The following is a 15,082-nucleotide window of genomic DNA, read 5'->3' on the forward strand; positions in this document are numbered from 1 at the left end:
GTCATGATTTTGCCTTGGCTGATCCTGATCCCCTTCATCGGCGGCCTTCTGTGCTGGCTGGGCGAGCGCTTCGGCGCCACCCTGCCACGCTGGATCGCGTTGCTGACCATGTCCCTGCTGCTTGGTATCGGCCTCTGGCTGTGGGCCAACGGGGACTACACCCTCGCCCCCGCTCCGGGTGCCGCGCCAGAATGGACCGTTGAATTCAAGGTCCTGTGGATCGAGCGCTTCGGCATCAGCCTGCACCTGGCCCTCGACGGCCTGTCGCTGCTGATGATCCTGCTCACCGGCCTGCTCGGTGTGCTCTCGGTGCTCTGCTCCTGGAAAGAGATCCAGCGCCACGTCGGCTTCTTCCACCTCAACCTGATGTGGATCCTCGGCGGCGTGGTCGGTGTGTTCCTGGCCCTGGACCTGTTCCTGTTCTTCTTCTTCTGGGAAATGATGCTGGTGCCGATGTATTTCCTCATCGCGCTCTGGGGTCACAGCTCCTCGGACGGCAAGAAGACCCGGATCTACGCAGCGACCAAGTTCTTCATCTTCACCCAGGCCAGCGGCCTGATCATGCTGGTGGCGATCCTCGGCCTGGTGCTGGTGAACTACAACAACACCGGTGTGATCACCTTCGACTACACCCAGTTGCTGAAGGCCGAACTGCCGGCCGGTACCGAATACCTGCTGATGCTCGGCTTCTTCATCGCCTTCGCCGTGAAGCTGCCGGTGGTGCCGTTCCACTCCTGGCTGCCTGACGCGCACGCCCAGGCACCGACCGCCGGTTCCGTCGACCTCGCCGGTATCCTGCTGAAGACCGCGGCCTACGGCCTGCTGCGCTTCGCCCTGCCGCTGTTCCCGAACGCCTCGGCCGAGTTCGCGCCGATCGCCATGACCCTGGGTCTGATCGGGATCTTCTACGGTGCCTTCCTGGCCTTCGCCCAGACCGACATCAAGCGTCTGATCGCGTTCTCCAGCGTTTCGCACATGGGCTTCGTGCTGATCGGCATCTACTCCGGCAGCCAGCAGGCCCTGCAAGGCGCGGTCATCCAGATGCTGGCTCACGGCCTGTCGGCGGCGGCACTGTTCATCCTCAGCGGTCAGTTGTACGAGCGCCTGCACACCCGTGACATGCGCCAGATGGGTGGCCTGTGGCACCGCATCGCCTACCTGCCGGCCATCAGCCTGTTCTTCGCCGCGGCCTCTCTGGGCCTGCCGGGTACCGGCAACTTCGTCGGCGAGTTCCTGATCCTGATCGGCAGCTTCGTCAGCGCGCCGTGGGTCACCGTCATCGCCACTTCCGGCCTGGTGTTCGGTTCGGTCTACTCGCTGATCATGATCCACCGCGCCTACTTCGGTCCGGCCAAATCGGAAGAAGTGCTGGCCGGCATGGACAGCCGCGAAATGATCATGGTGCTGGGCCTGGCTGGCCTGCTGATCCTGCTGGGCGTGTACCCGCAGCCGTTCCTCGACACCTCTGCCGCCACCATGAGCGGTGTGCAGCAGTGGCTCGGTACCGCTTTCACTCAACTCGCTTCGGCCCGGTAAGAGCGCTATGGACCTGACGATTCAACACTTTATCGCGCTTGCGCCGCTGCTGATCACCACCATCACCGTTGTCGTGGTGATGCTGGCGATCGCCTGGCGTCGCAACCACTCGCAAACCTTCCTGCTGTCGACCGTGGGCCTGAACCTGGCGCTGCTGTCGATCCTGCCGGTCCTGAAGATCGTTCCACTGGCGGTCACCCCGCTGCTGACCGTCGACAAGTTCGCCTGCCTGTACATGGCGCTGATCCTGGTCGCCACCCTGGCCTGCGTTACCCTCGCCCACGCTTACCTGGGCGATGGCGGCAAAGGCTACCCGGGCAACCGCGAAGAGCTGTACCTGCTGATCCTCATGGCTGCCCTGGGCGGTCTGGTGCTGGTCTGCGCGCAGCACCTGGCAGGTCTGTTCATCGGTCTGGAACTGCTGTCGGTGCCGGTCTACGGCCTGGTGGCCTACGCCTTCTTCAACAAGCGTTCGCTGGAAGCCGGCATCAAGTACATGGTGCTCTCGGCCGCCGGTTCCGCGTTCCTGCTGTTCGGTATGGCGCTGCTCTACAGCGACGCCGGCAGCCTGAGCTTCGAAGGCATCGGCAAGGCCCTGGCCACCACCAACCTGCCAAGCCTGATGGCACAACTGGGCCTGGGCATGATGCTGGTCGGCCTGGCCTTCAAGCTGTCGCTGGTGCCGTTCCACCTGTGGACGCCGGACGTGTACGAAGGTGCTCCGGCCCCGGTTGCCGCGTTCCTGGCCACTGCGTCCAAGGTCGCCGTGTTCGCCGTCGTGGTGCGCCTGTTCATGCTCTCCCCTGCTGCCAGCAGCGGCGTGCTGACCACCGTGCTGTCGGTGATCGCCGTCGCCTCGATCCTGGTCGGCAACCTGCTGGCCCTGACCCAGAGCAACCTCAAGCGTCTGCTGGGTTACTCGTCGATCGCCCACTTCGGCTACCTGCTGATCGCCCTGGTGGCGAGCAAAGGTCTGGCGCTGGAAGCCATCGGCGTGTACCTGGTGACCTACGTCATCACCAGCCTCGGCGCCTTCGGCGTGATCACCCTGATGTCCTCGCCGTACAACGGCCGTGACGCGGACGCCCTGTACGAGTACCGCGGCCTGTTCTGGCGCCGTCCTTACCTGACCGCCGTACTGACCGTGATGATGCTGTCGCTGGCCGGTATCCCGCTGACCGCCGGCTTCATCGGCAAGTTCTACATCATCGCCACCGGCGTCGAGTCGCAACTGTGGTGGCTGGTCGGTGCCCTGGTGATCGGTAGTGCCATTGGCGTGTTCTACTACCTGCGCGTCATGGTCACCCTGTACCTGATCGAGCCTAATCTGCGTCGCCACGATGCCCCGCTGAACTGGGAACAACGCACCGGCGGCGTCATGCTGCTGGCCATCGCGATCCTGGCCTTCGTACTCGGTGTCTACCCGCAGCCGCTGCTGGACATGGTGCAACACGCCGGTCTGCAACTGATCGGCTGATTGTCCGCTTAAAGACAAACACCCCGCTTCGGCGGGGTGTTTCGTTTCTGCAGCATTTTAGCCTTCCTCCCTGGCCGTTCCTCAGAAGGGAACATCACGCCGATGGGCATCCCTTTTCCACCGCCCAGCCTTCGACTCTAGAGCCCCAAGCCCCCCTCCGTGGAAGCGGGTCGCAAGGCGGCCCGGCGCAATTCAGTATCGGCCCGGGGCAAGTGCACATCAGGATTGGGCATGCCACTGGGCGACAGCTCATGGGTCATTTCGAATTCGGCCCGCACCGACCAGCCACACGCTTCGGTGGTGCACTGCAGGTAAGCGACCCGGAGGAAAATATGCCGCCCCTCGCTGGTACGAATGCGCATACGGCTCTGACAATGGGGACACACGAGCTTGTAGGTACTCATTGCAGCCCCCTCGACAAAACAGGCCGTTCAAGGGCCGGACGTCCAGGACAACTCATGGTGCCGCTCTGACGGTAATTCATTCCTATTCCAATCTCCTGTAAGCTCAAAACACTTAATCAAGAAATTTCCTATATCAATCATGGAAATTTCTGACGTTTAATTTCCCCAAACGAGTAGTGCTCGATGTTGCAAAGAGAGACAATGCGTTTTGCATATTTTTTGCCGTGCATTATATCAGGACGTCATAGGATTACTCGTTATGAGTATTAATGGATTTGCCGCGGTTCTGGCCAGGATGAAGCTCGTAACCCAGTCAACCACCGATTCAGGCCTTGCTTCAGCACTTGGCGTCAGTCCGCAAACCGTAAGCAGTTGGAAAGGCCGCGACAGCATTCCTTACGCAATTTGCGTAGACCTTGCTGAGAAACATGCCATCTCCCTGGACTGGTTGCTCGTGGGTGAAGGCCCGAAGTTTCGTGCCCATGCCCAGCACAGCATGAACGCCCTGCTCGACCCGGCGTGGGAAAGCCAGGTGATCGCCCAATTGCGCCTGCTCGGCCCGGTGGATCAGCAGGTCATCATCCAGGCCATCCAGGACCGACAGCGGATGCGCGAGCTGGAACGCCAGGTGGAGGAGATCTCCGGACGGCTCTCGCCCCTGAACCCGTAACGCCCTCAGCTTCCCCCCCTCAGTCGCTGGATGATTTCCCGCAAATCGGCACCATCGAGCCAGATCATCACCTTGATGACGATCGGAATCACCACCACCGCGCCAATGAATGCCGCCTCGCCACTGGACAGAAACGGTGCGATGGAGCGAAACAACGGCATGAACAGATAGCCCACACCCGCCGATAGAAACAGTGAGCCCATCCGCTGCCAGGCTTTGAGAAAGCCGCGGGTACTGGCTACCAGCCAGGCACCGAGCAAGGCACCAAACACCGCGTCCGCGTCCACCGCTGGCAAGGCCGAGGCCAGCCCTAGCCCCACCAGCAAGCTGGACAAGCTCGCCGAAGTCGGATCACTCATGGCCTGTTCCTCGCTCCGGTTGCTCCGTCAGGCTCAGATGCCTCTCCAGTTCGAACCGGGTCGCCTCCCTGACCGCGCGCCAGTAAAGCTGGGCCAGCGACGGCCGACTGCCGTCACCGGGCAGGTCCATCAATGTCCTGTAGCCTCGTCCGCGCAATGCAAGACGCCATGAGGCGAACTCGTCGGCCACCCTCGCCGCCGCTACCCGCACGGCCACCTCGAGCCGCGCATGACCGACCTCGGCAGAAAGCCCCAGGCGCTCGCGCATCACGCCGAGGTCGATCGCTGGCCAGAACGGATCACTGTCCAACAGATAACGGCGCGAGACATCAGTGCCCCGACTGGCATGACAAGCTGTCATCGGGCGTCTCCCGAGGACTGGGACAGCAGTCCGTAACGCAGTGCCTTGATCACCGCCTCGACCCGGGTATGGACGGACAGCTTGCGCAGTACATTGCCGACGTGGAAATTCACCGTGGACTCCCGGCAGTCGAGGATCCTGGAAATTTCCCATGAAGTTTTTCCGCAGGAGCACCAGAACAGGACCTGCTCTTCACGACGGGTCAGCGAAGGTGGCTCGATAGCGGCGACGGGGCGGGTTGCAATGTTGGATGGCATGTTCATTCCCTGTACTGGGCCCGGGATCACCAGGCGGGTTAACGATGGGAAGACCATACGGAGACACCCCTGAGCAGGACTAGTCGCACGCCTTGTAGCTATCGAGGCTACAACTCACAAAGCCGGCCTCCTGCATAAGTCACAGAATTTTATGGTGATTCTGCAGCGCCTTCGTTCGTCTGATCTCACAATGCCGCCAGACCAAACCCGTTGGAGCTGTAAGATGCCGTCCCCCTTGCCCCTGCATTCGTCCCTGTGCCTGCTTGGCCTCACCCTTGTCAATGGCGGTGCCGCCCAGGCTGCCGAGCGTGTCGAACTGAACCAGACGGTGATTCAGGAACAGGAACACAGTGAGCTGCAAGCCGCACGCGAAGACCTGCAGCGTGTTCCGGGAGGGACCAATCTGGTGGACATGAACCGAGTCGAACAAGGCCGGGTCGCCACCAACCAGGATGTGCTGGCCTACCAGCCCGGGGTATTCGCCCAGTCCGCGGGCAACGATGGCATCAAACTGTCGATTCGCGGCTCCGGTCTCAATCGCGCGCCCGGTGCCCACGGTTCCGGCACCTACGTCATGCTCGACGGCCTGCCGCTGACAGGGCCTGGCGGCACGCCTTACGAACTCTTCGAGCCTCTGTGGCTGAGCCGCGCCGACGTGCTGCGCGGAGCCAACGGCTTCGACCGCGGCGCCCTGGCGCTGGGTGGTGCACTCGATTACGTAACCCACACCGGTCACGACGCCGCACCGCTGCAATTGCGCTATGAAGTCGGCAGTCGCGGCTATGCAAAACGCCAGATCAGCTCCGGCCAGGTACTGGGCGACCTGGACTACTACGTGGCATTGACCGACTCCGAGTACGACGGCTACCAGGACCACAGCAGCGGCAGCAGCAAGGGCATCGCGGCCAACGTCGGCTATCGCTTCAATCCCAACCTGGAAACCCGCTTCTACCTGCGCTACCGGGAAACCGAGAACGACCTGGCCGGGCGCCTGACCAAGGACCAGATCAAGCACCATCCTCGCGATGCCAACCCGTCCTACCTGAGCCGTGACGACAGCCGCCCGCAGCCGGGCAGCACCTGGGTAGGCAACAAGACCACCTTCTACCTCGACGACGATTCGCAACTGGAAGCGGGGCTGGTGTACCACGACTATCCCATGGACCTGCGCGAAGGCCCGATGCGTCTGAAGGTGGCCTACAGCGATGTCAGCGGCACCTTGAACTACCAGCGTCGCCACACGCTGTTCGGTCACGAGAGCAAGACCACCATCGGCTGGCGGACGACCAAGCATCTGCCCAATAGTGGCGCCTCTGAGTACTCGCGAGTGGGCGGTGTAGTGGGTGAGAAAAGACGCGAGTACTCCTATCAGGGATCCGACACCGTAGTGCACGTCAGCAACGAACTCGAACTGGTTCCGGATCTTTGGCTGACCAGTGGCCTGGCGGCTATCTATACCCGCCGCGAAAGTGATGTTTCCGTTCCGACCTCTGGCGGTAAAGTCACCATGCATGACTGGGACTACGCCCCTCGAATCGGGCTACGCTATGACCTTTCTCCCGCACTTCAGGTATACGGAAACCTTAGCCGTTCGGTAGAACCGCCACACCCTTGGTCTCTCGTCTGGAGCGAGCCAACCAGAACGCAACCGATTGAAATGAGAAACCAGACAGCCACGGCTCTGGAGCTGGGTGCAAGGGGAGATTCCCGGTTTGGGCAGTGGGACCTGGCTTGGTTCTTTGCCCAAGTACGGCACGAACTGCTATCCGTGCAGATTCAACCAGACACCACTGCCGTTGAATTCAACGCCAGCCCCACCATCCACCAGGGCGTCGAAGCGTCCCTCGACAGCCTGCTCTGGGAGCGCACGGCAGTCGGCAAGCTGTCCCTGCGTCAGGCCTACACCTTCAGCGACTTCCACTACCGCGACGACAAGGTCTTCGACGACAACCGCCTGCCGGGCCTGCCAATGCATTACTACCAGGCCGAACTGCGCTTCGACCTGCCGAGCGGGTTCTATGCCGGGGTCAACACGCATATGGCGTCGAAAGTCCAGGTGGACTACGCCAACAGCTACCACGCCGATGCCTACGCCCTGCTCGGCGCAACCCTGGGCTACAACGCACCGAAGCAGGACTGGCAGACCTGGCTGGACCTGCGCAACCTGACCAACAAGCGTTACGCGGCCATTGTCGTGCCCACCTACAACGATGCCGGCGCGGACATGGCCCGCTCGGTGCCGGGTGAAGGATTCGGCGTGTATGCGGGGGTTTCGTACAGCTTCCGCTGAGGGGCTGGCCGCCTCACGGCGGCAACTGCACCTGAGGGCGCGTCCCCATATAGATATCCCAGCTCGACAGGAACAGCGCGGCAATCAACGGCCCGATCACGAAGCCGTTGATGCCGAATACCGCCAGCCCGCCCAGGGTCGAGACCAGCACCAGGTAATCGGGCATCCGCGTGTCCTTGCCCACCAGCAAGGGCCGCAGCAGGTTGTCTACCAGACCGATCACGCCCACGCCGAACGCGATCAGCACCACGCCCTGCCATACCGCGCCGCTGAACAGGAAGTACACCGCCACCGGCGCCCAGACGATGCCCGCGCCCACCGCCGGCAGCAGCGACAGGAACGCCATCAGCACCGCCCACAGCAAGGGGCTCGGCACATCCAGGATCCAGAAGATCAGCCCGCCCAGCGCACCCTGGGCGATGGCCACCAGCAGATTGCCCTTGACCGTCGCCCGCACCACGCGGTTGAACTTCAGTTGCAGCCGACGCTTCTGCTGCTCGGCCAGGGGAATCGCCTGACGGATGCGACGCACCAGCTCCGGCCCGTCACGCAGGAAAAAGAACACCAGGTACAGCATCACGCCAAGGCTCACCAGCAGCTCGAAGGTACTCTGGCCGAAGCTGTAGGCCTGGCTGGCGAAGAACTGACTGCCTTCCATGGCCCCCTTGGCGATCTTGTCCCTCAGTCCCGCCAGGTCACCGATGCCCATGCGCTCCAGGCCGTTCTGCAGGAACGGCGGCAACACGTCCTTGAAGTGTTCGATGTAGCCGGCGATGTCCAGCTCGCCGCTTTCGATGCGCTTGTACAGCGTCGACCCTTCCTGCACCAGCAGGCCGCTGACGATGATCATCGGCAACACCGCGATCAGCAGGCAGGTCAGCAGGGTCAGGCCCGCCGCCAGGTTGCGCCGCTGGCTCAGGCGCAGCACCAGGCGCCGCTGCATCGGCGCGAAGAGAATGCCGAGGATCACCGCCCAGAACACAGCGCCGTAGTACGGCAGGAGAATCCAGATGAAGGCCAGGGTCACCAGTACCAGCAACCCGACCAGGGTTTTCTTTTGAACCGCCGTTTCGCTCATGTGCACTCCTTTTGCGTCCTGAGCATTAGTGCACGGCGCCTCGAAGAAAGTGCCCTTGCTCCAGATCAATAAATCCAGGACGGCACTGGCGTAGCATCCGCGCCTTTTGCCCCGACCCGATCATGACCGAACTGACCAAGCCCGAACTGCTCGCCCCCGCCGGCACCCTGAAGAACATGCGCTACGCCTTCGCCTACGGCGCCGACGCGGTGTACGCCGGCCAGCCACGCTACAGCCTGCGGGTGCGCAACAACGAGTTCGACCATGCCAACCTGGCGCTCGGCATCAAGGAAGCCCAGGCCCAGGGCAAGCAGTTCTACGTGGTGGTCAATATCGCCCCGCACAGCGCCAAGCTGAAAACCTTCCTGAAAGACCTGGAACCGGTGATCGCCATGGCCCCGGATGCCCTGATCATGTCTGACCCAGGCCTGATCATGCTGGTGCGCCAGCACTTTCCGGCGATGCCGATCCACCTCTCGGTGCAGGCCAACACCGTGAACTGGGCCAGCGTGGCGTTCTGGAAGAGCCTGGGCCTGACCCGGGTGATCCTGTCGCGGGAGCTGTCGCTGGAAGAAATCGAGGAAATTCGCCAGCAAGTGCCGGAGATGGAGCTGGAGGTGTTCGTCCACGGCGCCCTGTGCATGGCCTACTCCGGCCGCTGCCTGCTGTCTGGCTACCTCAATCGCCGCGATGCCAACCAGGGCAGCTGCACCAACGCCTGTCGCTGGAAATACACCGCCAGCGAGGCGACCGAAAACGAAACCGGCGAGATCGTCCGGGAAGTGGACCCGACCCTGGGTATCGGCGCGCCCACCGAGCAGGTATTCCTGCTGCAGGAAAGCAATCGTCCGGACGAGGACATGCCGGCGTTCGAAGATGAGCACGGCACCTACATCATGAATGCCAAGGACCTGCGCGCCGTGCAGCACGTCGAGCGACTGACGCGCATGGGCGTGCACTCGCTGAAGATCGAGGGACGAACCAAGTCGCACTTCTACTGCGCCCGCACCACCCAGGTCTATCGCCAGGCCATCGATGACGCCGTGGCCGGTCGCGACTTCGACCGCTCGCTGATGCTCGACCTGGAGTCACTGGCCCAGCGCGGCTACACCGAAGGCTTCCTGCGTCGCCATGTGCATGACGAGTACCAGAACTACCAGCGCGGCAACTCGGTCTCCGATCGCCAGCAATTCGTCGGCGAGCTGACTGGCGGGCGGGTCGAGGGTCTGGCGGAAGTTCAGGTGAAAAACCGCTTCGCCGTCGGCGATCACCTCGAGCTGATGACCCCGGGCGGCAACTTTCACTTCGACCTTTCCGAGCTGCGGGACCGCAAGGGCCAGCCGATCCAGGTCGCCCCCGGCGATGGCCACACCGTCTACCTGCCCGTCCCCGAACAGGCGGACCTGGCCTTCGGCTTGCTGATGCGCGACGTCAACGCTTAACCACGCGGCGCCTGGCCGGCAGCCTCACGCTGCGCCGCCAGCCCCTTCTGGTCGTCGGCGCGGATCACCTGCGCGCGGTACTGCGGGTCAGCCTTGATCTGCGCCTCGGTGAAAGGCGTCGGGTACCACTGCCGGGCGGAGAAGGCGCGGGTCTGGTCACTGGCATGGGGCGAAGCGGCCTCGCTGGACTGGGAAAACACCAGCAGGCCTTCGGCCTTGGGTCCCTGATCGTCGAAGGTCACCAGTTGCAGGTAGCTGGTACCACTGACCACCAGGCGCTTGCCCGGCGCTACCGGCATGCTCTGGATCGCGTTGTACACACCAAGATTGGCCGGCCCGCCATGGATCGGCGTGCCGTCGGCAGCCTGCTGGATCTGGCCCCAGGTACTCTCGGCAGACAGACCCGCCTCGGCCACGTTCGCCGCCGACGCCCGCACCGCTTCGCGCAAGCCCGCGGCAACCTCCGCCCGCTCCCAGGCCAGGCCACGCGGTGTATACCAGGGATCGGCCGGGTTGAACGCCACTCGCCAGAACCCGCCCTCTTCCAGCAGCGCCTGGACGATGAACTTGAAGTGCACGAAGCCCAGCCCGCTGTCGAGACCGGCCCGGCCGTCCCAGCTCGCCAGACTGGCGCAGACGGCCTTGATCGATGCCTCGTCGCCTGCCCCCGCGCACCACTTGAGCAGGTCTGGCAGCAGCACGTCGGCCAGATAGACCTGATCGTCCATGACCATGTGCTTGAGGTCTTCGGCGCCGAGCTTGCCCGGCTGCTCCAGGCGGGTCAGGGCGAAGCGGGTACGTGGACCCAGCGGCAGTCCATCGCGGCTGACCAGCGGCGAGAAACCGGTTTGCGGTTGCGCCGGGTTGACCAGCCAGGCGCTGTCGTTGGAATGCTGGACAAAGTCCTCACGGCTCAACTGCGGCTGCAGTTGCACCGGGAAAATGCCGGGCTGCGCCGCCCGTGCATCGACCTTCCAGTTGCAGGCGCTACGCGAGCCGTCGAGCACGATCATCTCCAGCCCTGCCGCCGGATCGCTGCACTGCTTGAGCAGTTCGGCATCGACATAGGGCACCACCGACTGGTTCAGGTACAGGGTCTGGCCGCCGGCGTCGGTCGCCAGGGTGTTGACCCAGGGAATGCCCTGCAGGCGCTGTACCGAGGCCTGCAAGGCGGCGAGGCTGTCGGCCTGGTTGATGGCGTGCCACTGCTGCAGCACCCGGGTGTTGCCGAGGTTGGCATCCTGCAGGCTGAATGCCATGTGCGGGGTCCAGTCCAGGCGTCCAGGCCACTGCACCACCGGCCCGAAACGGCTGCTGAAGATCTCCCGGCTAACCTCGTGCAACTGGCCGTCCGCACCCTTCACCGTAACGCTCAGCGCCTGCCGCTCGAGCGGCAGCGACTGACCGTCGAACAGGTAGCGGGTGGCGTTCTGCGGGTCCAGTTGCAGGCGATGCAAGGTGAAATGCCGTGAGGTGTCGACGGTGTGGGTCCAGGCCAGATGACGGTTGAAGCCGATATTCACCACGGGCAACCCCGGCAGCGCGGCCCCCATCACATCCAGCTGGCCGGGAATGGTCAGGTGCATCTGGTAGAAGCGCATGCCGCCGCTCCAGGGGAAATGCGGGTTGGCCAGCAACAGGCCGCGCCCGTTGACGGAACGCTCGCGCCCCACCGCCACGGCATTGCTGCCTCGCTCCAGGGCAAAGCGTTGCTGGCGCGCCAGGGCGAGCGAGAAGTCCTTCGTTGACTGCCGGACCGCGGCCGCCGTCGGCGGCGTGGCACCCACCACGGCCTCGGCGAACTGGCCCACACCACCCTCTGCCAGCAGGCGCCGGGTCAGCTTGACCAGGTCGAATGCCGTGATCGGCCGCAGCCATTCAGCGTCCCAGCATTCCTCGGGCAGGCCCTCGGCCTTGCGCTGCGCCAGAGCGCGATTGAAACCGTCGGCATAGCCCTCGAGCAGTGCCTGGATCGGCGCCGGCTGTGCCTGCCAGAAGGCCGAAACGGCCGTCGGCGTATTGAGCCAGGTGAAAAAGAGATCGCTGGTGAGGTTTTCCCGCTGCTCCAGCGTCTTCTCTTCAGGACCGAAAAACCGCGAACGCTGGCCGTTCACCGTCAGCACTTCGCTGGACAGCAGACACAGGTTGTCTTGCCCGTAGGCGTAACCGATGCCGTAGCCCAGCCCGCGATCGTCGCTGGCAAGGATGTGCGGCACACCGAACGTGGTGCGGCGGATTTCGGCATGCGGCTCGGCCCCGGCAGACAGGCTCAGACCCATCAGTACGGTGGCAATGCAACATCTGGAAAAGGAAGAGAAGGTGATCACGCGGACTCCTGCCGATCAGGATGGGGGCATCCTGAATGAACGAAGTCCAGATGAAAAATTTACGGTAAAGCGGCTCCTGCTTCGTTACAGGTAAGAACACGGAATTTTTTTCCGTGAAAGTTGCAGATTTGCGGCGCTCATTCGTCTTATAGATTGAGAGCGTCATTTGAACGCAGGACAGACAGGCTCTGAAAAGGGAGTTTTTCGTATGTATAACCAGCAACAACCGACTCAGCCGCTGCGTTACAGACGCAAGGTCAACGCCCCGCTGCAGGTCAAGAACCCGGCCCCGGAAACCGAGGAGCGCGCCGGCAACGAACAGATCCGCGAGCTGCTGCGGGTGTTCGGCCTGCGCACCAGCCTGATCCGCCTCAAGGTCATCGACGCCTTGCACATGGCTGACCGTGATGGCCGCAGCATCGGTGTGCGGGGCATCCACAGCCAACTGGAAAAGCTCGACATCCCGCTGTCGTTCCTGAGCGTGCGCGAGGTGCTCAAGCGCCTGTGCGTCGAAGGCGTGATCAGCATGGGCAGCGACAAATGCTACAGCCTCAACCCCCAGGCCCGTGCGGTTCTCGAGCAGGCCCGTTGAGCGATCGGCCGGCATTCGCCGGCCGCCCTGGCCTCATGCCTCAGGGCTTGACCTTGCGGCGCATGATGCCGTTGATGACCACGAAGACCACGGCAATGCCCATGGCGATGTACTGGAACTGCTTCTCGCTGATCACGCCCTGGTTCTGCAGCCAGGAAAGGCCCAGCATCGAGGCCAGTACGACGAGGGTCATCAGGACCGAGTATTTCAGGCGTTGCCCTTGAGTCATTGGAAAATCCTTGCGACAGCTGTGGTGACGGCCCGGAAATGGCCGGGCGCCATGATACCTCGCCGTCTTCTGGCAGAGGATGTTTTCCCGGTTTTTTAGACCACGGACAATTGCAAGCATGGCAGGCGCCGGGCCCCGCGCCCTTTTCAGGAGCCAACCCCATGCCTATCCGTATGCTGTTCGCCAGCCTCGCGCTGCTCGCCACACTCGACAGTCACGCACTGAATACCGAAAACCAGTCCGAATCCAGCCTGCGCGCCCTCGGCGCGACCCTCGCCACCAGCGCCGGCAGCAGTCAATGGCAGCAGCTCTGGCAACGCACCCGTGATGCCAGACACCTGACGCCAGGCGATACCCCCCACTTCACCCTCAGCCACCCGCAGATCGCCGAGCACGTGCGCGCCACCCTCAGCCACGCCGACTCCGTCACCCCGGAAGGCACCACACAGGCCCTGTATCGACGCGATTTCCAGCCTCAGGTACTGGGCATGGACAAGGGGGCGGCCCTCAGCGCCATCTGCCTGTGGGTCGACTGGCGCACCCTTGCGCAAAACCAGTCCAGTGGCACTCACATGGGCCAGGTCAGCCTGCTCTTAAGCAAACCCTGTCCTTGAGGCAGTGTTTCCAACCCTCGCGACAGCCCTGACGGCTGACATGCCGCACTGGCGCGACCTGCAAAAAAAAACGGCGTGCCAGCCTACCTCGCCCTACCAGAAAACTTACAAGGCTTTGACTTGTTGGCTACCAACTATGACCCGCTTGTCACCTAGCGGCAGTGGGTCTGCTGGCCGAGAATCGTGACACGCCAGTTGATCAGGCCCGCGCCCCACGCGCTTTGCATCGAGCGCACGTCCCAGCCCGGCAGGACCCGACCCAGTGGCCAACCTTTGCTCTCCACGCCAACAAGGAAGTCATCATGCAACCCTGTGAACTGAAGCGAATCGACATCGAGCAACTTCCGCAATCACTGCGGATGCTCATCGACTGTATCGGCATCGAACATGCCTATCGCCTGACCAGCATCTATGGCGGACGGCCCAAGTACATTCCCAAGCACAGCGAGCGCACCTCCCTGGCGGAGATCCTCCCGCCAGAAGCCCTCGCAGCCCTGATCCAGCGCTATGCCGGCATGGCACTGGAAATTCCCAAGTGCGATCACTTCAACCGTCAGCTACGCAACCAGCGTATCCAGCAAGAGAGCTCCAACGGACTCTCGCGCAGCGTCCTGGCCAACAAGTACGGCCTTAGCCTGCGCCAGATCGGCAACATCCGCCGTCAGGAGGCGCAAGCCCACTGACCCCTGAACGTTGCCGCACCTGGCATACCCGCGCTGATCACGCGCAACCCGAAAAGGACATTCTAAATGGCTACTATCGACAACGGCCTCATAGGCTCGGTGATGAACGCCCTTCCCCTGGACCGGATGATCTCCGGCCCCTTGCAGGCCATGATCCAGGCCCAGGTCACGGCCAGCAAATCCTACGCCGACTTCCTGATGGGCGTCTGCATCCAGGACGGCAAGGCTGTCGCCATCCAGTTCGACTACGACGAAGCCCTGACCGACGAGCAAGGCCTCTACAAGGGAACCGTTTCACGCAAGATGCAGATTCCGCTGCTGGCGGCGGTCTCCCACCCCAACATCGCGATCGAGGAAGGCACCATCGACTTCGAGCTGACCATCAGCCAGCAAGCCGAAAGCAGCAGCGAAACGGCAGGCTCGCTGGAGTTCGGCGCCTCGCTGGGCTGGGGCCCGTTCAAGGTGGATGTGCGCGGCCAGGTGAGCCACAAGTCTGCCCAGACCCGCAAGACCGATACCCGCGCCCGCTACGCGATCAGCACCCGGGTCCGGCGTCAGGACCCACCCGAAGCGCTGATGAGGGTCATCGAATTCCTGACCGATGCCGCCACCAAACCCATCACGCTGGCCAATACCGAGGTCCGCGACAAAGACAACCTGCCCGCCGACAACAAGTTGCCCGACCCGAACAAGGAACGACAAGGCCAACAACCGCCACAGGCCTGACGCCTCGGCGATCGCCCGCTACCCGCCCCGCCTCGTC

16 protein-coding genes are annotated in these 15,082 nt (G+C 63.0%); 9 read left to right on the forward strand and 7 right to left on the reverse strand.

Features of this window, described 5'->3' with window-relative positions; all coding sequences use genetic code 11:
• Positions 1–3: 3 nt before the first annotated feature.
• Together nuoM and nuoN are read left to right on the forward strand one after the other, a co-directional pair.
• Positions 4–1,536 carry an NADH-quinone oxidoreductase subunit M gene (gene nuoM / locus AC05QJ_RS21650; protein ID WP_476743323.1) on the forward strand — a complete coding sequence of 511 codons (1,533 nt, stop codon included), beginning with the start codon at positions 4–6 and terminating at the stop codon, positions 1,534–1,536.
• 7 nt (positions 1,537–1,543) lie between these two features.
• Positions 1,544–3,013, forward strand: a complete 1,470-nt coding sequence (gene nuoN, locus AC05QJ_RS21655; RefSeq protein WP_476743324.1) for an NADH-quinone oxidoreductase subunit NuoN — start codon at positions 1,544–1,546, stop codon at positions 3,011–3,013.
• Between the two features lie 137 nt (positions 3,014–3,150).
• Here the strand turns inward: nuoN and AC05QJ_RS21660 are convergent, their stop codons facing one another.
• Complete coding sequence (locus tag AC05QJ_RS21660; protein WP_476743325.1) at positions 3,151–3,417, reverse strand: Ogr/Delta-like zinc finger protein; 267 nt, start codon at positions 3,415–3,417, stop codon at positions 3,151–3,153.
• A 259-nt stretch (positions 3,418–3,676) separates the two neighbouring features.
• On the opposite strand from AC05QJ_RS21660, the gene AC05QJ_RS21665 reads away from it, so the two are divergent.
• Positions 3,677–4,087: a helix-turn-helix domain-containing protein gene (locus AC05QJ_RS21665; RefSeq protein ID WP_476743326.1), complete on the forward strand. Its 411-nt coding sequence runs from the start codon at positions 3,677–3,679 to the stop codon at positions 4,085–4,087.
• A gap of 5 nt (positions 4,088–4,092) precedes the next feature.
• Here the strand turns inward: AC05QJ_RS21665 and AC05QJ_RS21670 are convergent, their stop codons facing one another.
• The 3 genes from AC05QJ_RS21670 to AC05QJ_RS21680 are packed head-to-tail and all read right to left on the reverse strand — an operon-like array spanning position 4,093 to position 5,064.
• A complete protein-coding gene (locus AC05QJ_RS21670) occupies positions 4,093–4,446 on the reverse strand; it encodes a putative holin (RefSeq protein WP_476743327.1) in 354 nt (117 codons plus the stop codon).
• Positions 4,439–4,807 carry a head completion/stabilization protein gene (locus tag AC05QJ_RS21675; protein WP_476743328.1) on the reverse strand — a complete coding sequence of 123 codons (369 nt, stop codon included), beginning with the start codon at positions 4,805–4,807 and terminating at the stop codon, positions 4,439–4,441. Before AC05QJ_RS21675 ends, AC05QJ_RS21670 begins: the two co-directional genes overlap by 8 nt.
• Positions 4,804–5,064, reverse strand: coding sequence for a helix-turn-helix domain-containing protein (locus tag AC05QJ_RS21680; protein WP_476743329.1), 261 nt, complete (start codon positions 5,062–5,064; stop codon positions 4,804–4,806). The genes AC05QJ_RS21675 and AC05QJ_RS21680 overlap by 4 nt, the downstream gene beginning before the upstream one ends.
• A 223-nt stretch (positions 5,065–5,287) precedes the next feature.
• Between AC05QJ_RS21680 and AC05QJ_RS21685 the strand changes: the two genes are divergently transcribed.
• Positions 5,288–7,354, forward strand: coding sequence for a TonB-dependent receptor family protein (locus AC05QJ_RS21685; protein WP_476743330.1), 2,067 nt, complete (start codon positions 5,288–5,290; stop codon positions 7,352–7,354).
• Positions 7,355–7,367: 13 nt separating this feature from the next.
• Here AC05QJ_RS21685 and AC05QJ_RS21690 read toward each other — a convergent pair whose 3' ends face one another.
• Positions 7,368–8,432 carry an AI-2E family transporter gene (locus AC05QJ_RS21690; RefSeq protein WP_476743331.1) on the reverse strand — a complete coding sequence of 355 codons (1,065 nt, stop codon included), beginning with the start codon at positions 8,430–8,432 and terminating at the stop codon, positions 7,368–7,370.
• A gap of 122 nt (positions 8,433–8,554) precedes the next feature.
• Between AC05QJ_RS21690 and trhP the strand changes: the two genes are divergently transcribed.
• Positions 8,555–9,874 (forward strand): prephenate-dependent tRNA uridine(34) hydroxylase TrhP, encoded by a 1,320-nt coding sequence (trhP, locus tag AC05QJ_RS21695; RefSeq protein WP_476743332.1) that lies wholly within the window; start codon positions 8,555–8,557, stop codon positions 9,872–9,874.
• On the opposite strand, the gene pvdQ is transcribed toward trhP, so the two are convergent.
• A complete protein-coding gene (gene pvdQ / locus AC05QJ_RS21700) occupies positions 9,871–12,201 on the reverse strand; it encodes a bifunctional acylase PvdQ (protein WP_476743333.1) in 2,331 nt (776 codons plus the stop codon). The two genes, trhP and pvdQ, sit on opposite strands and share 4 nt — an antisense overlap.
• A gap of 208 nt (positions 12,202–12,409) precedes the next feature.
• Between pvdQ and AC05QJ_RS21705 the strand changes: the two genes are divergently transcribed.
• Complete coding sequence (locus AC05QJ_RS21705; RefSeq protein WP_476743334.1) at positions 12,410–12,793, forward strand: fe2+ zn2+ uptake regulation protein; 384 nt, start codon at positions 12,410–12,412, stop codon at positions 12,791–12,793.
• Between the two features lie 40 nt (positions 12,794–12,833).
• Here the strand turns inward: AC05QJ_RS21705 and AC05QJ_RS21710 are convergent, their stop codons facing one another.
• Positions 12,834–13,022, reverse strand: coding sequence for a hypothetical protein (locus AC05QJ_RS21710; RefSeq protein ID WP_476743335.1), 189 nt, complete (start codon positions 13,020–13,022; stop codon positions 12,834–12,836).
• 161 nt (positions 13,023–13,183) lie between these two features.
• On the opposite strand from AC05QJ_RS21710, the gene AC05QJ_RS21715 reads away from it, so the two are divergent.
• The 3 genes from AC05QJ_RS21715 (at position 13,184) to AC05QJ_RS21725 (ending at position 15,045) form a co-directional block, all read left to right on the forward strand.
• On the forward strand, positions 13,184–13,636 hold the full coding sequence (locus AC05QJ_RS21715) for a hypothetical protein (protein ID WP_476743336.1): 453 nt from the start codon (positions 13,184–13,186) through the stop codon (positions 13,634–13,636).
• Positions 13,637–13,938: 302 nt separating this feature from the next.
• Positions 13,939–14,319: a Mor transcription activator family protein gene (locus AC05QJ_RS21720; protein WP_476743337.1), complete on the forward strand. Its 381-nt coding sequence runs from the start codon at positions 13,939–13,941 to the stop codon at positions 14,317–14,319.
• Between the two features lie 66 nt (positions 14,320–14,385).
• Complete coding sequence (locus AC05QJ_RS21725) at positions 14,386–15,045, forward strand: DUF2589 domain-containing protein (RefSeq protein ID WP_476743338.1); 660 nt, start codon at positions 14,386–14,388, stop codon at positions 15,043–15,045.
• Positions 15,046–15,082 lie beyond the last annotated feature (37 nt).

This window comes from Pseudomonas sp. TUM25319 (genome assembly GCF_056388475.1).

Coding starts and splice junctions, on each gene's coding strand:
- AC05QJ_RS21710 (WP_476743335.1), bottom strand. CDS start 13,022: ATGACTCAAGGGCAACGCCTGAAATACTCGGTCCTGATGACCCTCGTC.
- nuoN (WP_476743324.1), top strand. CDS start 1,544: ATGGACCTGACGATTCAACACTTTATCGCGCTTGCGCCGCTGCTGATC.
- AC05QJ_RS21690 (WP_476743331.1), bottom strand. CDS start 8,432: ATGAGCGAAACGGCGGTTCAAAAGAAAACCCTGGTCGGGTTGCTGGTA.
- AC05QJ_RS21705 (WP_476743334.1), top strand. CDS start 12,410: ATGTATAACCAGCAACAACCGACTCAGCCGCTGCGTTACAGACGCAAG.
- AC05QJ_RS21675 (WP_476743328.1), bottom strand. CDS start 4,807: ATGACAGCTTGTCATGCCAGTCGGGGCACTGATGTCTCGCGCCGTTAT.
- AC05QJ_RS21725 (WP_476743338.1), top strand. CDS start 14,386: ATGGCTACTATCGACAACGGCCTCATAGGCTCGGTGATGAACGCCCTT.
- AC05QJ_RS21720 (WP_476743337.1), top strand. CDS start 13,939: ATGCAACCCTGTGAACTGAAGCGAATCGACATCGAGCAACTTCCGCAA.
- AC05QJ_RS21670 (WP_476743327.1), bottom strand. CDS start 4,446: ATGAGTGATCCGACTTCGGCGAGCTTGTCCAGCTTGCTGGTGGGGCTA.
- AC05QJ_RS21660 (WP_476743325.1), bottom strand. CDS start 3,417: ATGAGTACCTACAAGCTCGTGTGTCCCCATTGTCAGAGCCGTATGCGC.
- nuoM (WP_476743323.1), top strand. CDS start 4: ATGATTTTGCCTTGGCTGATCCTGATCCCCTTCATCGGCGGCCTTCTG.
- AC05QJ_RS21715 (WP_476743336.1), top strand. CDS start 13,184: ATGCCTATCCGTATGCTGTTCGCCAGCCTCGCGCTGCTCGCCACACTC.
- trhP (WP_476743332.1), top strand. CDS start 8,555: ATGACCGAACTGACCAAGCCCGAACTGCTCGCCCCCGCCGGCACCCTG.
- AC05QJ_RS21665 (WP_476743326.1), top strand. CDS start 3,677: ATGAGTATTAATGGATTTGCCGCGGTTCTGGCCAGGATGAAGCTCGTA.
- AC05QJ_RS21685 (WP_476743330.1), top strand. CDS start 5,288: ATGCCGTCCCCCTTGCCCCTGCATTCGTCCCTGTGCCTGCTTGGCCTC.
- AC05QJ_RS21680 (WP_476743329.1), bottom strand. CDS start 5,064: ATGCCATCCAACATTGCAACCCGCCCCGTCGCCGCTATCGAGCCACCT.